The organism is Mesorhizobium sp. LNHC232B00 (assembly GCF_000502435.1).
GTDB lineage: Bacteria > Pseudomonadota > Alphaproteobacteria > Rhizobiales > Rhizobiaceae > Mesorhizobium > Mesorhizobium opportunistum.
Genome location: NZ_AYWP01000012.1, coordinates 53,189 through 67,075, shown reverse-complemented (window position 1 = coordinate 67,075; position 13,887 = coordinate 53,189). Strand labels below are relative to the sequence as shown.

Sequence of the window (13,887 nt, the reverse complement as noted above, 5' to 3'; positions counted from 1 at the left end):
AGCCATGGCGATTTCGGGCGAAGCGCCGGGGCCGAAGTAAGGGCTATCAATGTCCCCATGCAGGCCAGGCGGGTATTGCCAGGAAGGCGCTGCGAACGGAGGATGAAATGCTCAAGTCAAAGCTGAATGTCAGATCACTCGTGATAGCGGCAGGCGTTGGCGCGCTGTTCACGATCTCTCCCGCGAGAGCCGAGGATGCATCGGCGGCGGCCGCCTACAAGGACATCGAGGCAACGCTCGGTTCGGTGCCTGACATGTTCAAGACGCTGCCCGACGTCGCCATCGCCGGCGCCTGGGCCGAGATCAAGGGGGTGCAGCTCAACCCCAACACCGCGCTGGACGGCAAGACCAAGGAACTGATGGGCCTTGCGGTCGCCGCGCAGATCCCCTGCCAGTACTGCATCTATTTCCACACAGAGGCTGCCAGGCTCAACGGCGCGAGCGACGAGGAGATCAAGGAGACGATCGCAATGGCGGCGATCGTGCGCCACTGGTCGACGATCCTCAACGGCAGCCAGGTCGATCTGGCGACTTTCAAGAAGCAGACCGACGACGTCTTCGCAGCCGTGAAGGCGAAGTCGCAGTGAAAAAACACGGCCCGTCGATGATCGACGGGCCGTGCTTCCAATCATCGAACGCCCGATCGGGTAGACGGGCACATGGAGGATAAAATGCTGACCAAGACTCACACAGTGGATGGCGCGGCGATCAAGAAGGCGATCGAAGGCCGTGACGGCAAGATGCTGTCGAGCTTCTACGCCGACGATGCGCTGGTGCGGGTGATCGACCGCAACAACCCGCCGAGCAAGCCACGTGAAATCCGCGGGCGCGCAGCGATCACGACGTTCTGGGACGACATCTGCAGCCGCGCGATGACCCACAAGGTCGACACCACCATCGCCAACGGCGACAGCCTGGCCTTCACCCAGGCCTGCTCCTATCCGGACGGCACCAAGGTGTTCGCCGCCGCGATGTTGGAGTTGAAGAACGGGCAGATCGCACGGCAGACCGTCGTGCAGGCCTGGGACGAGTAGATCAACCGCAAACCACCGAGGGAGAAAAAATGTTCAGCGCGAGATGGCAGATCGACGCCAAGTTCGGACACAAGCAGACCGTGCTCGAACTGCTCAAGAAATGGGAACGCGAGATCGGCTCGCAGGTCGGCCTCGCCGACCTGCAATTCCAGATCATGACGGGATCGATCGGTGCGAGAGAAGCAACGGTCGAGTCGCATCATCAGGTCGAGAGCCTGGCCCAGCTGGAAGCGTTCTTCGCCAAGATCAACAGGATCGACGCGCATGCCAAATGGGGCAAGGAGATGGAGCCCTATGTCGTTTCGGGCACCAGCCTGTGGAACATCTATCGCATCGTGGAGTAGTGATTACGCTCGACCTTCCTTCTCCCATTGCGGGAGAAGGTGGATCGACGCGTCAGCGTCGAGACGGATGAGGGGTGTTCCAGCTTGGCGCCAAGCTACCCCTCACCCGGATTGCCAACCGATTTGCGAAGGGCAAATCGGGGCAATCCGACCTCTCCCACAGGGGGAGAGGTAGAAGCGCTACTACCCATGCGCCACCATCACGTGGCGCACCGCGGTATAGTCCTCCAAGGCATAGAGCGACATGTCCTTGCCGTAGCCGGACTGCTTCAGCCCGCCATGCGGCATCTCGTTGGTCAGCATGAAGTGGGTGTTGATCCAGGTGCAGCCATATTGCAGGCGGGCGGCCGTCGCCATGGCGCGCGAGACGTCCTTGGTCCACACGGACGACGCCAGGCCGTAGTCGCTGTCATTGGCCCAGCCCACCGCCTCGTCGACTTCCGTGAACCGAGTGACCGAGACGACCGGGCCGAAGACTTCTCGGCGCACGATCTCGTCCTCCTGCAGCGCGCCGGCAACAACGGTCGGCTGATAGTAGAAGCCGGTGCCCTCGCCCGGCTTGCCGCCCGTGGTGATCTCGATGTGCTTCAGTTCCGAGGCGCGCTCGACGAAGCTCGAGACGCGGTCACGCTGGCGGCGCGAGATCAGCGGCCCGATCTCGTTCTCGGTATCGTCGGGCAGATTGAACTTGATGGTCGACACGGCCGAAGAGAGATCGGCGACGAGCTTGTCGTAGATCTTCTTGCCGGCATAGATGCGGCAGGCGGCGGTGCAGTCCTGGCCGGCATTATAATAGCCGAAGGCGCGCAGACCCGCGACGACGGCGCCAAGGTCCGCGTCGTCGAAGACGATGACCGGCGCCTTGCCGCCGAGCTCCAGATGCGTGCGCTTGACCGACTTGGCGGCGGCTTGCAGCACCTTCTTGCCGGTGGCGACGTCGCCGGTAATCGAGATCATGTTGACCTTGGGGTGGTTGATCAGCGTGTTGCCGACACTGTCGCCACGGCCGAGCACGACATTGACGACGCCTTCAGGCAGGATCTCGGCCAGGATTTTCGCCAGCTTGAGTGCCGTCAGCGGCGTCTGCTCAGACGGCTTGAAGACGACGGTGTTGCCGCCGGCGATCGCCGGCGCGACCTTCCAGGCCATCATCATCAGCGGATAGTTCCAGGGCGCGATCGAGGCGACGATGCCGATCGGATCGCGCCGCACCATGGAGGTGTGGCCAGGCAGATATTCACCGGCGACGACACCCGGCATCGAGCGGACAGCGCCGGCGAAGAAGCGGTAGCAGTCGACGATCGCCGGAATCTCGTCATTGAGCACGGAATTGACCGGCTTGCCGCAGTTCAGGGCTTCGAGAGTTGCGAATTCCCTGGCTTCGGCCTCGATACGGTCGGCGATCTTGAGCAGATAACCCGAGCGCTGCGCCGGCGTGGTGCGCGACCACAAGACGAACGCCTGTTCGGCCGCCAATACCGCTGCCTCGATCTGCGCCTGGCTGGCCTCGGGCAGGTTGAGGATGGCCGCCCCGGTCTTCGGATTGAGGATCGGCTCCTCGGCGTCCGTGCCCTTCTCGAATTTCGAGCCGATCAGCATCTGGGTGTCCATTGGGTTCCTCCTTGGACGGAAGTGAGTAGTGAGTAGTGAGTAGTGAGAGTAGAGATCAGGGTCTGACCGTGATTTTTGCTACTCACTACTCACTACTCACTTGGCTACTCCCTATTCGCTGTTTCATTTCCCGCTTCCGGCGATCTGGTCGCCGTCGCGGGTCAGGTAATAGGCAAACAGGATAGGCAGCAGCGTCACCAACACGACGACCATGGCCACGACATTGGTGACCGGGCGCTGGCGCGGACGGATCAGCTCCTCCAGCATCCAGATCGGGACGGTCTGCTGCTGGCCGGCGGTGAAGGTGGTGACGATGACCTCGTCGAACGAAAGCGCGAAGGCCAGCATGCCGCCGGCAAGCAGCGCGGTGGCGATGTTGGGCAGCACGACATGCCGAAAGGTCTGGAAACCGTCGGCGCCGAGATCCATCGACGCTTCGATCATCGAACCGGAGGTGCGCCGGAAACGGGCGACCGCGTTGTTGTAGACGACGACCACGCAAAAGGTGGCGTGGCCGAGCACGATCGTCCAGAACGAGAAGGGAATGTCGGCGAGCGCGAAGGCCGAGCGCAGCGCGATGCCGGTGATGATACCGGGCAAGGCGATCGGCAGGATGACCAGCAGCGAGATGGTCTCGCGGCCGAAGAATTTTGTCTGCGACACCGCGGCGGCGCAGAGCGTGCCGAGGATCAAAGCAATCGCGGTCGAGATGGCGGCGACACGCACCGAAAGCGATAGTGCTTCCCAGACATCGGGCCGGTTCCAGGTGACGGCGAACCACTGCATGGTGAGCCCGGGCGGTGGCCAGACGAAGCTCTTCTCTTCCGTTGTGAAGGCGTAGACGAAGATCAGCAGGATCGGCAGATGCAGGAAAAGCAGACCGCAGGCGGCGGCGATCTTCAGACCGAGCGGAGCCGATTGACCACGGTCAGAGCGCATCGAAAGCCCCCATGCGCTTGGCGCCCCAGAGGTAGAAGCCCATGATGACGATCGGCACCACGGTGAAGGCGGCGGCGAGCGGGATGTTGCCGGCGGTGCCCTGCTGCGAATAGACGGCCTGGCCGATGAACAGCCGCGAGGTGCCGATGATCTGCGGGATGATGTAGTCGCCCAATGTCAGCGAGAAGGTGAAGATCGAGCCGGCGACCATGCCAGGCAGCGCCAGCGGGAACAGCACGTTGCGGAAGGTCTGGCCGGGTGAGGCGCCGAGATCGGACGAGGCCTCGACCAGATTGCCGGGCACGCGTTCGAGCGCCGCCTGAACCGGCAGGATCATGAAGGGCAGCCAGACATAGACGAAGACGATGAAAGTGCCGGTGAACGACACCGACAGCGAGTTGCCGCCGACGACCGGCAACGACAGCCAGGCATCGAGCAGCCACAGCAAATGCAGCTTGGCGAACAGCCAGGTGAGAATGCCTTCCTTGGCAAGGATCAGCTTCCAGGCATAGATCTTCACCAGATAGCTCGACCACAGCGGCAGCATGACGCCGAGATAGAACAGCGCCTTCCAGCGGCCGCGCGCATAGCGTGCGGCGTAGTAGGCGATCGGAAAGGCGACAATGGCCGAGGCCAGCGTGACCAGCGCCGCCATGGTCACGGTGCGCAGGATGATGTCGAGATTGGCGGCCTGGAACAGGTCGCCATAGGTCTTCAGCGTGAACTCCCGGTTGATGAGGCCGGAGAACTCGTCGATGGAGAAAAAGCTTTGCGCCAAAAGGGCGAACAGCGAGCCGATATAGACGATGCCGAGCCACAGCACTGGCGGCAGCAGCATGAGGAGCAGCAGGAGTTGCGGCCGGCGCCAGAACAGGTCCGACAGCGCGCCACGCAAGCCGCCGCTGCCCGGCAGGATGGCGGGGGCGGGATTGGCGTTGAGGGCGACGATGGTCATGGCGCCACTCTGTGTTGAAGGGGACTATGCGAGAAGCCGCGCTCTACGTCGCTCCCCTCTGTCCTGCCGGACATCTCCCCCTCAAGGAGGGAGATTGGCAATTTCTCGGCCCCGCCAGTTCTGCGACGTTGGAAATTGCCGAAACCCGAAATGGCAGCCGATCTCCCCCCTAGAGGGGGAGATGTCCGGCAGGACAGAGGGGGGCGCACGGCGCAAACCTTCCTCATGCCGGCTCATCCATCAGATGCAGGTGCTCGCGGTTGAAGGTCAGCACCACGGCGTCGCCTTCCGCTGGGAGGGCCGCGCCGGCCGGCACGATGGCATGCAGCTTCAAGCCGTCGGCATCGAGCGCCAGCCTGGTGGTGGCGCCGAGATAGTTGGTCGAGACGAGGCGGGCGGCGACGCCTTCGCCGCTTGCGGCGCGGCCGACGCGAATGGATTCGGGGCGCAGGCTGCCCCAGCGGTGCTGGCCGGAATAGCGCTGGACGAAATCCGGCGGCAGCACGTTGGACGAGCCGACGAAATCAGCGACGAAGCGCGTCTTGGGCCGCTGGTAGATGTCCTCCGGCGTGCCGATCTGCATGATCTTGCCGTCATTGAAGACGGCGACGCGATCGGCCATCGACAGCGCCTCGCCCTGGTCGTGGGTGACGAAGACGAAGGTGATGCCGAGCGCCTTCTGCAGCGACTTCAACTCTTCCTGCATGTTCTCGCGCAGTTTCAGGTCCAGCGCGCCGAGCGGCTCGTCGAGCAGCAGCACCTTGGGCTGGTTGACCAGCGCACGGGCAAGCGCGACGCGCTGGCGCTGGCCGCCGGAAAGCTGGCCGGGGCGGCGGGCGCCATAGCCGGGCAGGCGCACCAGCGTCAGCGCTTCCTCGGCCGCCTTGTGCCGCCCAGCCTTGCCGACGCCCTTGACCATCAGCCCGTAGGCGACATTGTCGAGCACGTTGAGATGCGGGAACAGCGCATAATCCTGAAACACGGTGTTGACGTTGCGGCGGTAGGGCGGAACGCCCTCGGCGCGCTCACCGAAGATCGAGATCGAACCCGCAGTCGGCTGCTCGAAGCCGGCGATCAGGCGCAGGCACGTGGTCTTGCCCGAACCCGACGGCCCGAGCATGGCGAAGAACTCGCCCGGCACGATGTCGAGATCGACCGCGTCGACGGCGCGAACGCTGCCGAAATGGCGGGAAACCTTCTGGAAGGAAACGGCTGATGTCATGGCTGCCAGTCTGTTTTTGGCGGGTCAAACAAGGACGAATTCACGCGCGGCTTCACCTCCCCCTCGATGGGGGAGGTCGCGGCGAAGCCGCGGGGGGGGGTGATGGCGCGGACTTATCGGACAGGTCCCCCCACCCCGACGCTGCGCGTCGACCCTCCCCACAAGGGGGGAGGGTAAGAGAACTCACCGTCCGCCGATGACGCCGATATAGTCGGATACCCAGCGATAGTAGGGCACGCACTGGTTGTTCTGGGTGGCGCATTTCGAGACCGGCGTCTTCCAGAACTTGATCTTGTCGAAATTGTCGTAGCCGTTGGTCTTGCAGCCTTCCTCGCCGAGCAGCTCGTTGCCCTTGCAGGCGGCGGGCACCACGGGGAGCGATCCGAACCAGGCCGAGACGTCGCCTTGCACCTTGGGCGACAGCGAATGTTCGAGCCACATATAGGCACAGTTCGGGTGGGCCGCGTCGGCTTCCATCATGGTGGTGTCGGCCCAGCCGGTGACGCCTTCCTCCGGCACGGTCGAGGCGACCGGCTTCTTGGCGGCGACCAGCGTGTTGACCTGGTACGGCCATGAACCCGAGGCGACGACGCCTTCATTCTGGAAATCGTCGACCTGGATGGCGGCATCGTGCCAGTAGCGGCCGACCAGCGTGCGCTGCACGCGCAGCAGGTCGAGGGCTGCCTTGTATTGGTCTTCGTTGAGCTCGTAGGGATCCTTGATGCCGAGTTCCGGCTTGTGGAACATCAAATAATTGGCGGCGTCGGCAATGTGGATCGGTCCGTCATAGGCCTGGACGCGGCCCTTGTTGGATTTGCCGTCGGGCAACTTCATCTCCTCGAAGACGACGTTCCAGCTCTTCGGCGCTTCCTTGAAGACCTCGGTGTTGTACATCAGAATGTTCGGTCCCCACTGATAGGGAACGCCATAGTGGACCTTGTCGACGGTGAACCAGGGCGCGTCCTTGAGCCGGTCGTCGACCGCCTTCCAGCTCGGGATGAGATCGGTGTTGATCGGCTGCACGCGCTTGCCGGCGACGAGGCGCAGCGACGCATCGCCCGAAGCCGTGACGAGGTCGAAACCGCCCTCGTTCATCAGCGAGACCATCTCGTCCGAGGTGTTGGCGGTCTTGACGTTGACCTTGCAGCCGCTTTCCTTCTCGAAGGCGGTGACCCAGTCATAGCCCTTGTCGGTCTCGCCGCGCTCGATATAGCCCGGCCAGGCAACGATGTTGACTTCGCCTTCGCCCTTGCCGAGTTCCTTGACCTGGGCGATGGCCTGGCCGGAGAAGGCGAGCGCGACCGTCAGCGCCGTGCATGACTTCAGGAATGAATTCATCGTCGATCTCCCATTTGAGGGGCCGCGCTGCTGTGGCGGCTTTGTTCCCTGCAGGGAAAGTGCTTGGAAAACTCCGGTTTCGCAAATTCATTTATCAGAAGGGCGGTATCGGTTTTTCCGATAGCTGACCCTGCTGGATCAGAGGCGCTGGCGGACCATCCGCTGCGACTGGGCAAGCCCGATGAAATCGCGCGCCGCCTGCGGCAGGCCGGAGCCGCGCCGCCAGACCATGCCAACCTGCACCACCGGCAAGGAGCCGGAGATATCGCGCGATTCGATGCGGTCGCCTTCCAGCGACCATGGCCGGTAGACGAGGTCGGGCAGCAGCGCCACGCCGGCGCCGGTGGCGACCAGGCTGCGCACGGCTTCCACGGAGCGAGTACGGAAGGCGACATGCGGCCTGGCACCGATCGCCGTCAGCAGCTTGCCGGTGTTCTCCTCGATTTCGTCGACGGTGAGCATGATCAGCGGCTCGGAGGCGATGTCGCCTATGCCGATGATGTCGGCGCCAGCCAAGGGATGGCCGAGCGGCAACCACAGGCGATAGGCCGAGACCTCGAGGATTTCCGATTGCAGGGCGGTGCGGTCGCGCAAATTGGACGTGACCATGACGGCTATGTCGAGCTTGCCGCCGATCAGGAGATGCTCGAGGTAGTCGCCATTGTCCTCGATGGCCGAGACCTCGACGCCCGGATAGGCGCGGCGGTAGCGGGAAAGCAGATCCGACAGCACATAGCCGGCGACCAGCGAGGTGACGCCGAGCTGCAGCCGCCCGCCGGTCGCGGCCTGCTCGCCGGAGAAGGAGCGGCGGGCATCGGAAACGTCGGCGAGGATCTTGGTCGCGTGGCGCAGGAACTGATGGCCCTTGTGGGTGATGTTGAGGCCGCGCGGATGGCGTTCGAACAGTTCGACGCCAAGATCGCTTTCGAGCTCCTTGATCGCTTCGGTGACCGACGACTGCGAGATGGAAAGATTTTGCGCCGCACCCGACACGGTGCCCTGCTCGGCGACGGCAATGAAGAACTGCAGCTGGCGGATGGTGAAAGCCATGGCCGGACTAAACACGGCGCAAGCGGCTGTGGGAAGTGCTGGTCGGCCGATCGTCAACAGGCCCAGTCGTCAACAGGCCTGGTCGTCCAGGCCTAGTCGTCAAAAGGCATTGGCCGGATCAGAACCCGGCGGCGTCGCCGGCGACGCTGAGCCGCGCGCCGGCCTGCGCGAGGGCGGCGGCAATGTCACGTGGCGGCGAGCGGTCGGTGGCGAGTTCGGAAAAGCCATCGAAGCCGCAGACCTGGACCAGGCCCTGACGGCCGAATTTCGTGTGGTCGGTGACAACAAGCGAGCGCTGGCCGCGCGACAGCACCATGCGGGCGAATTCGGCCTCGTCCAGATCGTAATCCATGACGCCCGTCACCGCGTCGACGGCGCCGGTGGAGATGACGGCGTGGCTGACTGAAAAACGGCTGACGAACTCGATGGCCGAGGCACCGAAGGCGGCACCGGAATCGCTGCGCAACTCGCCACCGGCCATATAGACTTTGTTGCCGTTGATGGTGGCCAGCGTGCGGGCGATGTCGGACGAATTGGTGACGACCGTCAGCCGCCGGTGGCCGAGCAATTCCCGCGCCAGGAATGAGGTCGTGGTGCCGGTGTCGAGCATGATCGATTCACCGTCGCGGATGGTGGCGGCGACCATGCGGGCAATGACGCGCTTGGCATCGGCATTCTCGCGCATGCGCCGTTCGAAAGGCGCTTCGCCGACCATCGAAGGCAGGCCGATGGCACCATGCATCTTCAGGACCGAGCCGTCGCCGGTGAGCGGCTTGACGTCGCGGCGCACGGTTTCGAGTGAAACGCCCAGCCGGTCGGCAAGGCTGGCGATGGTGACGGTGCCCTCCTCCTGAAGCAGCCGCAGGATTTCGCCGTGGCGTTTCGAATGGACCATCTGGTTTCCCGGGTTCAGAACTTTGACCGATTCTAAGGTAATTGAAGCGGTTTTAAAGGAACTATCCCTTCATTTCGGGCAAAATACCCAAAAAAGGTCACATCTTTTTGTTGACAGCCGGGCAACCTTGGCGTGAAATTCAATGTCAGAGGGTTCCGAGCTGCAACGGGAGGGCGATGGCAGAGCCGGAACTCGCAGAGCCAGACAGCCTGGCATGTGGCTGGCGCAAGGAATTTTCAGATCCGCGGGGGCGGATGCCGGGCTCAAAAACCTGGCCACGGGGCTCGTCGGTGCGGTGCGGGATACCGATCCTGGCGTCCCGCACCGACGAGATTATCCGCGTTTCTCCCCCTGTCGTCGCGCTGCCCGTAGCGCCTCGTCGAAACCCAGCAAACCAGGCCATAAACCAGGGATAACTCCGTGATTGCAGAAGACCGCATCCGTGCCCTGCCCTGCTGGACCGGGGCCATCGAGATCGCCCCGCTGCCCGGCGGCCTGAGCAATGCCAATTATGTGGTCAGCGACGCCGCGGGACGGCATGTCGTGCGCTTTGGCCAGGACTATCCCTTCCACCATGTCTTCCGCGAGCGCGAGGTGATGACCGCGCGGGCCGCGCACGCCGCCGGTTTCGCGCCGGCGGTGCACTATGCCGAACCGGGGATCATGGTGACGGCGTATCTTGGCGCCAGGACCTATCTGGCCGACGATGTGCGCGCCAATCTTGGCCGGGTCGCGGCCCTGATGCGCGGTTTCCACCGGGAGATGCCCAACCATATCTCCGGCGCCGGCTTCATGTTCTGGGTGTTCCACGTCATCCGCGATTATGCACGTACGCTGGAGGAAGGCGGCAGCCGCAAGCGCAGCGAACTGCCGCACCTGCTGACACTGGCGGACGAACTGGAGCGCGCTCAGAAACTGCTGCCGATCGTCTTTGGCCACAACGATCTGTTGCCGGCCAACATTCTCGACGACGGCAACAGGCTGTGGCTGATCGATTTCGAATATGCCGGTTTCAACACGGCCATGTTCGACCTCTCCGGCGTTGCCTCGAATGCCGGCATGAGCGATGAGGAATCCTTCGCTTTCCTGACCGCCTATTTCATGAAGGAGCCGGACGAGGCGATCCGCCGCTCGCACGCGGCCATGCAATGCGCCTCGCTGCTGCGCGAGGCGATGTGGAGCATGGTGTCGGAACTCTATCTCGACGCGCCGGGCATCGACTACGTCGCCTATACCGAGGAAAACCTGGTGCGGCTCGACGCGGCGCTGGAAAACTACCGGACAAAATACGGGATCCTGAAATCATGACATTGCCTGGCCATGCCGCGATCGTCGTCATCGGCGGCGGCATCATCGGCTGTTCGACGGCCTATCATCTGGCGCGCGATCACAAGGCCGACGTGGTGCTGCTCGAGCAAGGCAAGCTGACCTCGGGCTCGACCTGGCACGCCGCCGGCCTGGTCGGGCAATTGCGCTCGTCGGCCTCGATCACGCGCGTGCTCAAATACTCGGTCGAACTCTACAAGGGGCTGGAGGCCGAAACCGGCCTTGCCACCGGCTGGAAGATGACCGGCTGCCTGCGGCTCGCGACCAATACCGACCGCTGGACCGAATACAAAAGGCTGGCGACGACAGCGAAGAGCTTCGGCATGGACATGCAGCTTTTGTCGCCGGCGGAGGTCAAGGCGATGTGGCCGCTGATGGAAACCGGCGATCTCGTCGGCGCCTCCTGGCTGCCGACCGATGGCCAGGCGAGCCCCTCGGACATCACGCAGTCGCTGGCCAAGGGCGCGCGCATGCATGGCGCCAAGCTTTACGAGGATGTGCGTGTCACCGGTTTCGAGATGAAGGACGGCCGCATCACCGCGGTGAAGACCAACAAAGGCGACATTGCCTGCGACAAGGTGGTGAACTGTGCCGGGCAGTGGGCGCGGCAGGTCGGCGCGATGGCCGGCATCAACGTGCCGCTGCAGCCGGTGAAGCACCAGTACATCATCACCGAGAAGATCGCTGGCCTGGCGACCGACGCGCCGACAATCCGCGACCCCGACCGCCGCACCTATTTCAAGGAGGAGGTCGGCGGCCTGGTGATGGGCGGCTACGAGCCCAATCCGCAGGCCTGGAGGACCGATCTGCCCGGCGGCGACGTGCCCGACGATTGGGAATTCCGGCTGTTCGACGACGACTACGATCATTTCGAGCAGCACATGACGCAGGCGATCGCGCGCGTGCCGGCGCTGGAAACCGTCGGCGTCAAGCAGATGATCAACGGGCCGGAGAGCTTTACGCCGGACGGCAATTTCATCCTCGGCACGGCACCGGAATGCGCCAACATGTTCGTCGGCGCCGGCTTCAACGCGTTCGGCATCGCGTCCGGCGGCGGTGCCGGCTGGGTGCTGGCGCAGTGGGTGGTCGATGGCGAGGCGCCGCTCGACCTGTGGGTGGTCGACATCAGGCGCTTTTCCAACTTGCATCGCGACCGGCAATGGGTGTGCGACCGCACGCTGGAAGCCTATGGCAAGCACTACACGATCGGCTTCCCGCATGAGGAGTATGCCAGCGGTCGGCCGCGCATCGTCTCGCCGCTTTATGAGCGGCTGAAACAGCGGCAGGCCGTGTTCGGCTCGAAGCTCGGCTGGGAACGGCCGAACTGGTTCGCGCCAGAGGGGGTCGAACCGCGGGACATCTATTCCATGGGCCGGCAGAACTGGTTTGCGGCGGTCGGCGACGAACACCGGCATGTGCGTGAAAAGGTCGGTATTTTCGACCAGTCGTCCTTCGCCAAATACGAGTTGAGCGGACCTGACGCGGCGAAGGCGCTGGACTGGATCTGCGCCAACGACGTCAGCAAGCCGGCCGGCCGGCTGACCTACACCCAGCTTCTCAACACGCGCGGCGGCATCGAGGCCGACCTGACCGTTGCGCGGCTGGCCGAGGAGACATTCTACATCGTAACCGGCACCGGTTTCCGCACCCACGATGCGTCGTGGATCAGCGACCATATCGGTGAAGGCCTCGATGCCACGCTTGCCGATGTCACCGAGGATTTCGGCACGCTGTCGCTGATGGGCCCCCGGGCGCGCGACGTGCTGGCTGGCGTGACCGATGCGGATGTGTCGAACACAGCATTCCCGTTCGGCCATGTCCGGGAAATTGCCATTGCCGGCCACACGGTACGGGCGTTGCGCGTCACCTATGTCGGCGAACTCGGCTGGGAGTTGCACGTACCGATCGGCGCCACCGGCGAAGTCTTCGACGCGCTGATGGCGGCCGGCAAGAGGCACGGCATCCGCCCTGTCGGCTATCGCGCACTGGAATCGCTGCGGCTGGAAAAAGGCTATCGCGCCTGGGGCTCCGATATCACACCCAACGACACGCCGCAGGAAGCCGGGCTCGGCTGGGCGGTCAAGCTGCGCAAGAACACCGATTTTGTCGGCCGGCGCGCGCTGGAGAAGGCCAACGGCACGGCATTGAAGAAGCGCTTTGCCGGCTTCACGGTCGATGATCCCGACATCGTGCTGCTCGGACGCGAGACCATCCTGCGCAATGGCGAGCCGGTCGGCTATCTGACCAGCGGCGGCTATGGCTACACGCTGGGCAAGAACATCGGCTACGGCTATGTGCGCAACGCCGACGGGGTGAGCGACGATTTTCTCGCCTTGGGCGACTATGAACTGGTCGTGGCCATGGAGCGGGCGCCAGCCAAAATCCATCTCGAGCCGATGTACGATCCGGCAGCGGGGCGAGTGAAGGCCTAGGCTCTTTGTTTTGACGCAATTCCCAAGAGAAAGCGCTACGCGCTTTTCCTGGAATTGCTCTAGTTGACGCGCAGCGCAAGACCGCGGCTGGGCACGGTGTCGGCCTCGCCCGGCATGGAGACGTAAGGCCGCGTTTCCTCGACGCGGGTGACGAGGCCTTGCGCCTCGAGTTCGGCGATGCGCGCGGCAAAGCCTTGATCCCAGAGCGTGTTCTTGACCGTCAGCACGACGATGCCGCCGGGCCGGCAGATGCGGATCAGTTCGTCCAGCCCTTCGACGCCGACATGACCAGAGGTGAAGACGCCGGCAGAGACGATGCCGGCATAGGCATCATCGGCAAAGGGCAGCTTGCCGCCGAGCGCCAGGCAATGCAGCGCCGAATAGACGCCCTTGCGAGCGGCCTGATCCAGCATGCCTTGCGAGATGTCGAGCCCCTCGACCTCAGGATAGCCTGCAATGTTCAACCATTCGCCGATGAGCCCGGTGCCCGCGCCGGCGTCGAGCAGCGGGACTGAGCCGCGCGGCAGATGGCGGGCCAGCAAGGCAAGGCAGATCGTCGGATGGCGGTAGCCGGCGGCCGACATGTCGGCGTCATAGGTTTGCGACCAGCGATCATACAGCGCCGCAACTTCCTCGGGCCGTGTCGCGGCATAGGCTGCGCTGAGCGCGCCCAGGTGTTTATCGTCCGTCATGCTTTCTCGTCCGATCGAGTTGCCTTCGATCGGATGATAGCCAAACGGC

The 13,887-nt window shown here is 63.8% G+C and carries 13 protein-coding genes; 5 read left to right on the top strand and 8 right to left on the bottom strand.

Going from position 1 to position 13,887, the window contains the following annotated elements:
• Positions 1–107 precede the first annotated feature (107 nt).
• The 3 genes from X743_RS152385 to X743_RS152395 all read left to right on the top strand — a co-directional run bounded on the left by X743_RS152385 (position 108) and on the right by X743_RS152395 (position 1,378).
• Positions 108–587 carry a carboxymuconolactone decarboxylase family protein gene (locus X743_RS152385; RefSeq protein ID WP_023766356.1) on the top strand — a complete coding sequence of 160 codons (480 nt, stop codon included), beginning with the start codon at positions 108–110 and terminating at the stop codon, positions 585–587.
• An 84-nt stretch (positions 588–671) separates the two neighbouring features.
• Positions 672–1,034: a nuclear transport factor 2 family protein gene (locus tag X743_RS152390; protein WP_023766355.1), complete on the top strand. Its 363-nt coding sequence runs from the start codon at positions 672–674 to the stop codon at positions 1,032–1,034.
• Positions 1,035–1,063: 29 nt separating this feature from the next.
• A complete protein-coding gene (locus tag X743_RS152395; RefSeq protein ID WP_023766354.1) occupies positions 1,064–1,378 on the top strand; it encodes a hypothetical protein in 315 nt (104 codons plus the stop codon).
• A gap of 183 nt (positions 1,379–1,561) precedes the next feature.
• Here the strand turns inward: X743_RS152395 and X743_RS152400 are convergent, their stop codons facing one another.
• From X743_RS152400 to X743_RS152430, 7 genes are all read right to left on the bottom strand, one after another.
• Complete coding sequence (locus tag X743_RS152400; RefSeq protein WP_023766353.1) at positions 1,562–2,989, bottom strand: gamma-aminobutyraldehyde dehydrogenase; 1,428 nt, start codon at positions 2,987–2,989, stop codon at positions 1,562–1,564.
• A 123-nt stretch (positions 2,990–3,112) separates the two neighbouring features.
• On the bottom strand, positions 3,113–3,928 hold the full coding sequence (locus tag X743_RS152405) for an ABC transporter permease (RefSeq protein WP_023766352.1): 816 nt from the start codon (positions 3,926–3,928) through the stop codon (positions 3,113–3,115).
• Complete coding sequence (locus X743_RS152410; RefSeq protein WP_023766351.1) at positions 3,918–4,883, bottom strand: ABC transporter permease; 966 nt, start codon at positions 4,881–4,883, stop codon at positions 3,918–3,920. Before X743_RS152410 ends, X743_RS152405 begins: the two co-directional genes overlap by 11 nt.
• 223 nt (positions 4,884–5,106) lie before the next feature.
• Positions 5,107–6,105 carry an ABC transporter ATP-binding protein gene (locus tag X743_RS152415; RefSeq protein ID WP_023766350.1) on the bottom strand — a complete coding sequence of 333 codons (999 nt, stop codon included), beginning with the start codon at positions 6,103–6,105 and terminating at the stop codon, positions 5,107–5,109.
• A gap of 183 nt (positions 6,106–6,288) precedes the next feature.
• Positions 6,289–7,443, bottom strand: coding sequence for an ABC transporter substrate-binding protein (locus X743_RS152420; protein WP_023766349.1), 1,155 nt, complete (start codon positions 7,441–7,443; stop codon positions 6,289–6,291).
• Positions 7,444–7,581: 138 nt separating this feature from the next.
• On the bottom strand, positions 7,582–8,493 hold the full coding sequence (locus X743_RS152425) for a LysR family transcriptional regulator (RefSeq protein ID WP_023766348.1): 912 nt from the start codon (positions 8,491–8,493) through the stop codon (positions 7,582–7,584).
• Positions 8,494–8,611: 118 nt separating this feature from the next.
• Entirely contained in the window at positions 8,612–9,388 is a 777-nt protein-coding gene (locus X743_RS152430) for a DeoR/GlpR family DNA-binding transcription regulator (RefSeq protein WP_023766347.1), read from the bottom strand.
• 420 nt (positions 9,389–9,808) lie between these two features.
• On the opposite strand from X743_RS152430, the gene X743_RS152435 reads away from it, so the two are divergent.
• Complete coding sequence (locus tag X743_RS152435; protein ID WP_013891401.1) at positions 9,809–10,696, top strand: phosphotransferase family protein; 888 nt, start codon at positions 9,809–9,811, stop codon at positions 10,694–10,696.
• Positions 10,693–13,146 (top strand): FAD-dependent oxidoreductase, encoded by a 2,454-nt coding sequence (locus tag X743_RS152440; protein ID WP_023766346.1) that lies wholly within the window; start codon positions 10,693–10,695, stop codon positions 13,144–13,146. The genes X743_RS152435 and X743_RS152440 overlap by 4 nt, the downstream gene beginning before the upstream one ends.
• Positions 13,147–13,205: 59 nt before the next feature.
• Here X743_RS152440 and X743_RS152445 read toward each other — a convergent pair whose 3' ends face one another.
• Positions 13,206–13,838 carry a class I SAM-dependent methyltransferase gene (locus tag X743_RS152445; protein WP_023766345.1) on the bottom strand — a complete coding sequence of 211 codons (633 nt, stop codon included), beginning with the start codon at positions 13,836–13,838 and terminating at the stop codon, positions 13,206–13,208.
• Between the last annotated feature and the right edge of the window lie 49 nt (positions 13,839–13,887).

What these genes read in the sequence shown, in the direction of transcription:
- X743_RS152395 (WP_023766354.1), top strand. Translation starts at nt 1,064, where the DNA reads ATGTTCAGCGCGAGATGGCAGATCGACGCCAAGTTCGGACACAAGCAG.
- X743_RS152445 (WP_023766345.1), bottom strand. Translation starts at nt 13,838, where the DNA reads ATGACGGACGATAAACACCTGGGCGCGCTCAGCGCAGCCTATGCCGCG.
- X743_RS152440 (WP_023766346.1), top strand. Translation starts at nt 10,693, where the DNA reads ATGACATTGCCTGGCCATGCCGCGATCGTCGTCATCGGCGGCGGCATC.
- X743_RS152405 (WP_023766352.1), bottom strand. Translation starts at nt 3,928, where the DNA reads ATGCGCTCTGACCGTGGTCAATCGGCTCCGCTCGGTCTGAAGATCGCC.
- X743_RS152410 (WP_023766351.1), bottom strand. Translation starts at nt 4,883, where the DNA reads ATGACCATCGTCGCCCTCAACGCCAATCCCGCCCCCGCCATCCTGCCG.
- X743_RS152385 (WP_023766356.1), top strand. Translation starts at nt 108, where the DNA reads ATGCTCAAGTCAAAGCTGAATGTCAGATCACTCGTGATAGCGGCAGGC.
- X743_RS152430 (WP_023766347.1), bottom strand. Translation starts at nt 9,388, where the DNA reads ATGGTCCATTCGAAACGCCACGGCGAAATCCTGCGGCTGCTTCAGGAG.
- X743_RS152420 (WP_023766349.1), bottom strand. Translation starts at nt 7,443, where the DNA reads ATGAATTCATTCCTGAAGTCATGCACGGCGCTGACGGTCGCGCTCGCC.
- X743_RS152425 (WP_023766348.1), bottom strand. Translation starts at nt 8,493, where the DNA reads ATGGCTTTCACCATCCGCCAGCTGCAGTTCTTCATTGCCGTCGCCGAG.
- X743_RS152415 (WP_023766350.1), bottom strand. Translation starts at nt 6,105, where the DNA reads ATGACATCAGCCGTTTCCTTCCAGAAGGTTTCCCGCCATTTCGGCAGC.
- X743_RS152400 (WP_023766353.1), bottom strand. Translation starts at nt 2,989, where the DNA reads ATGGACACCCAGATGCTGATCGGCTCGAAATTCGAGAAGGGCACGGAC.
- X743_RS152390 (WP_023766355.1), top strand. Translation starts at nt 672, where the DNA reads ATGCTGACCAAGACTCACACAGTGGATGGCGCGGCGATCAAGAAGGCG.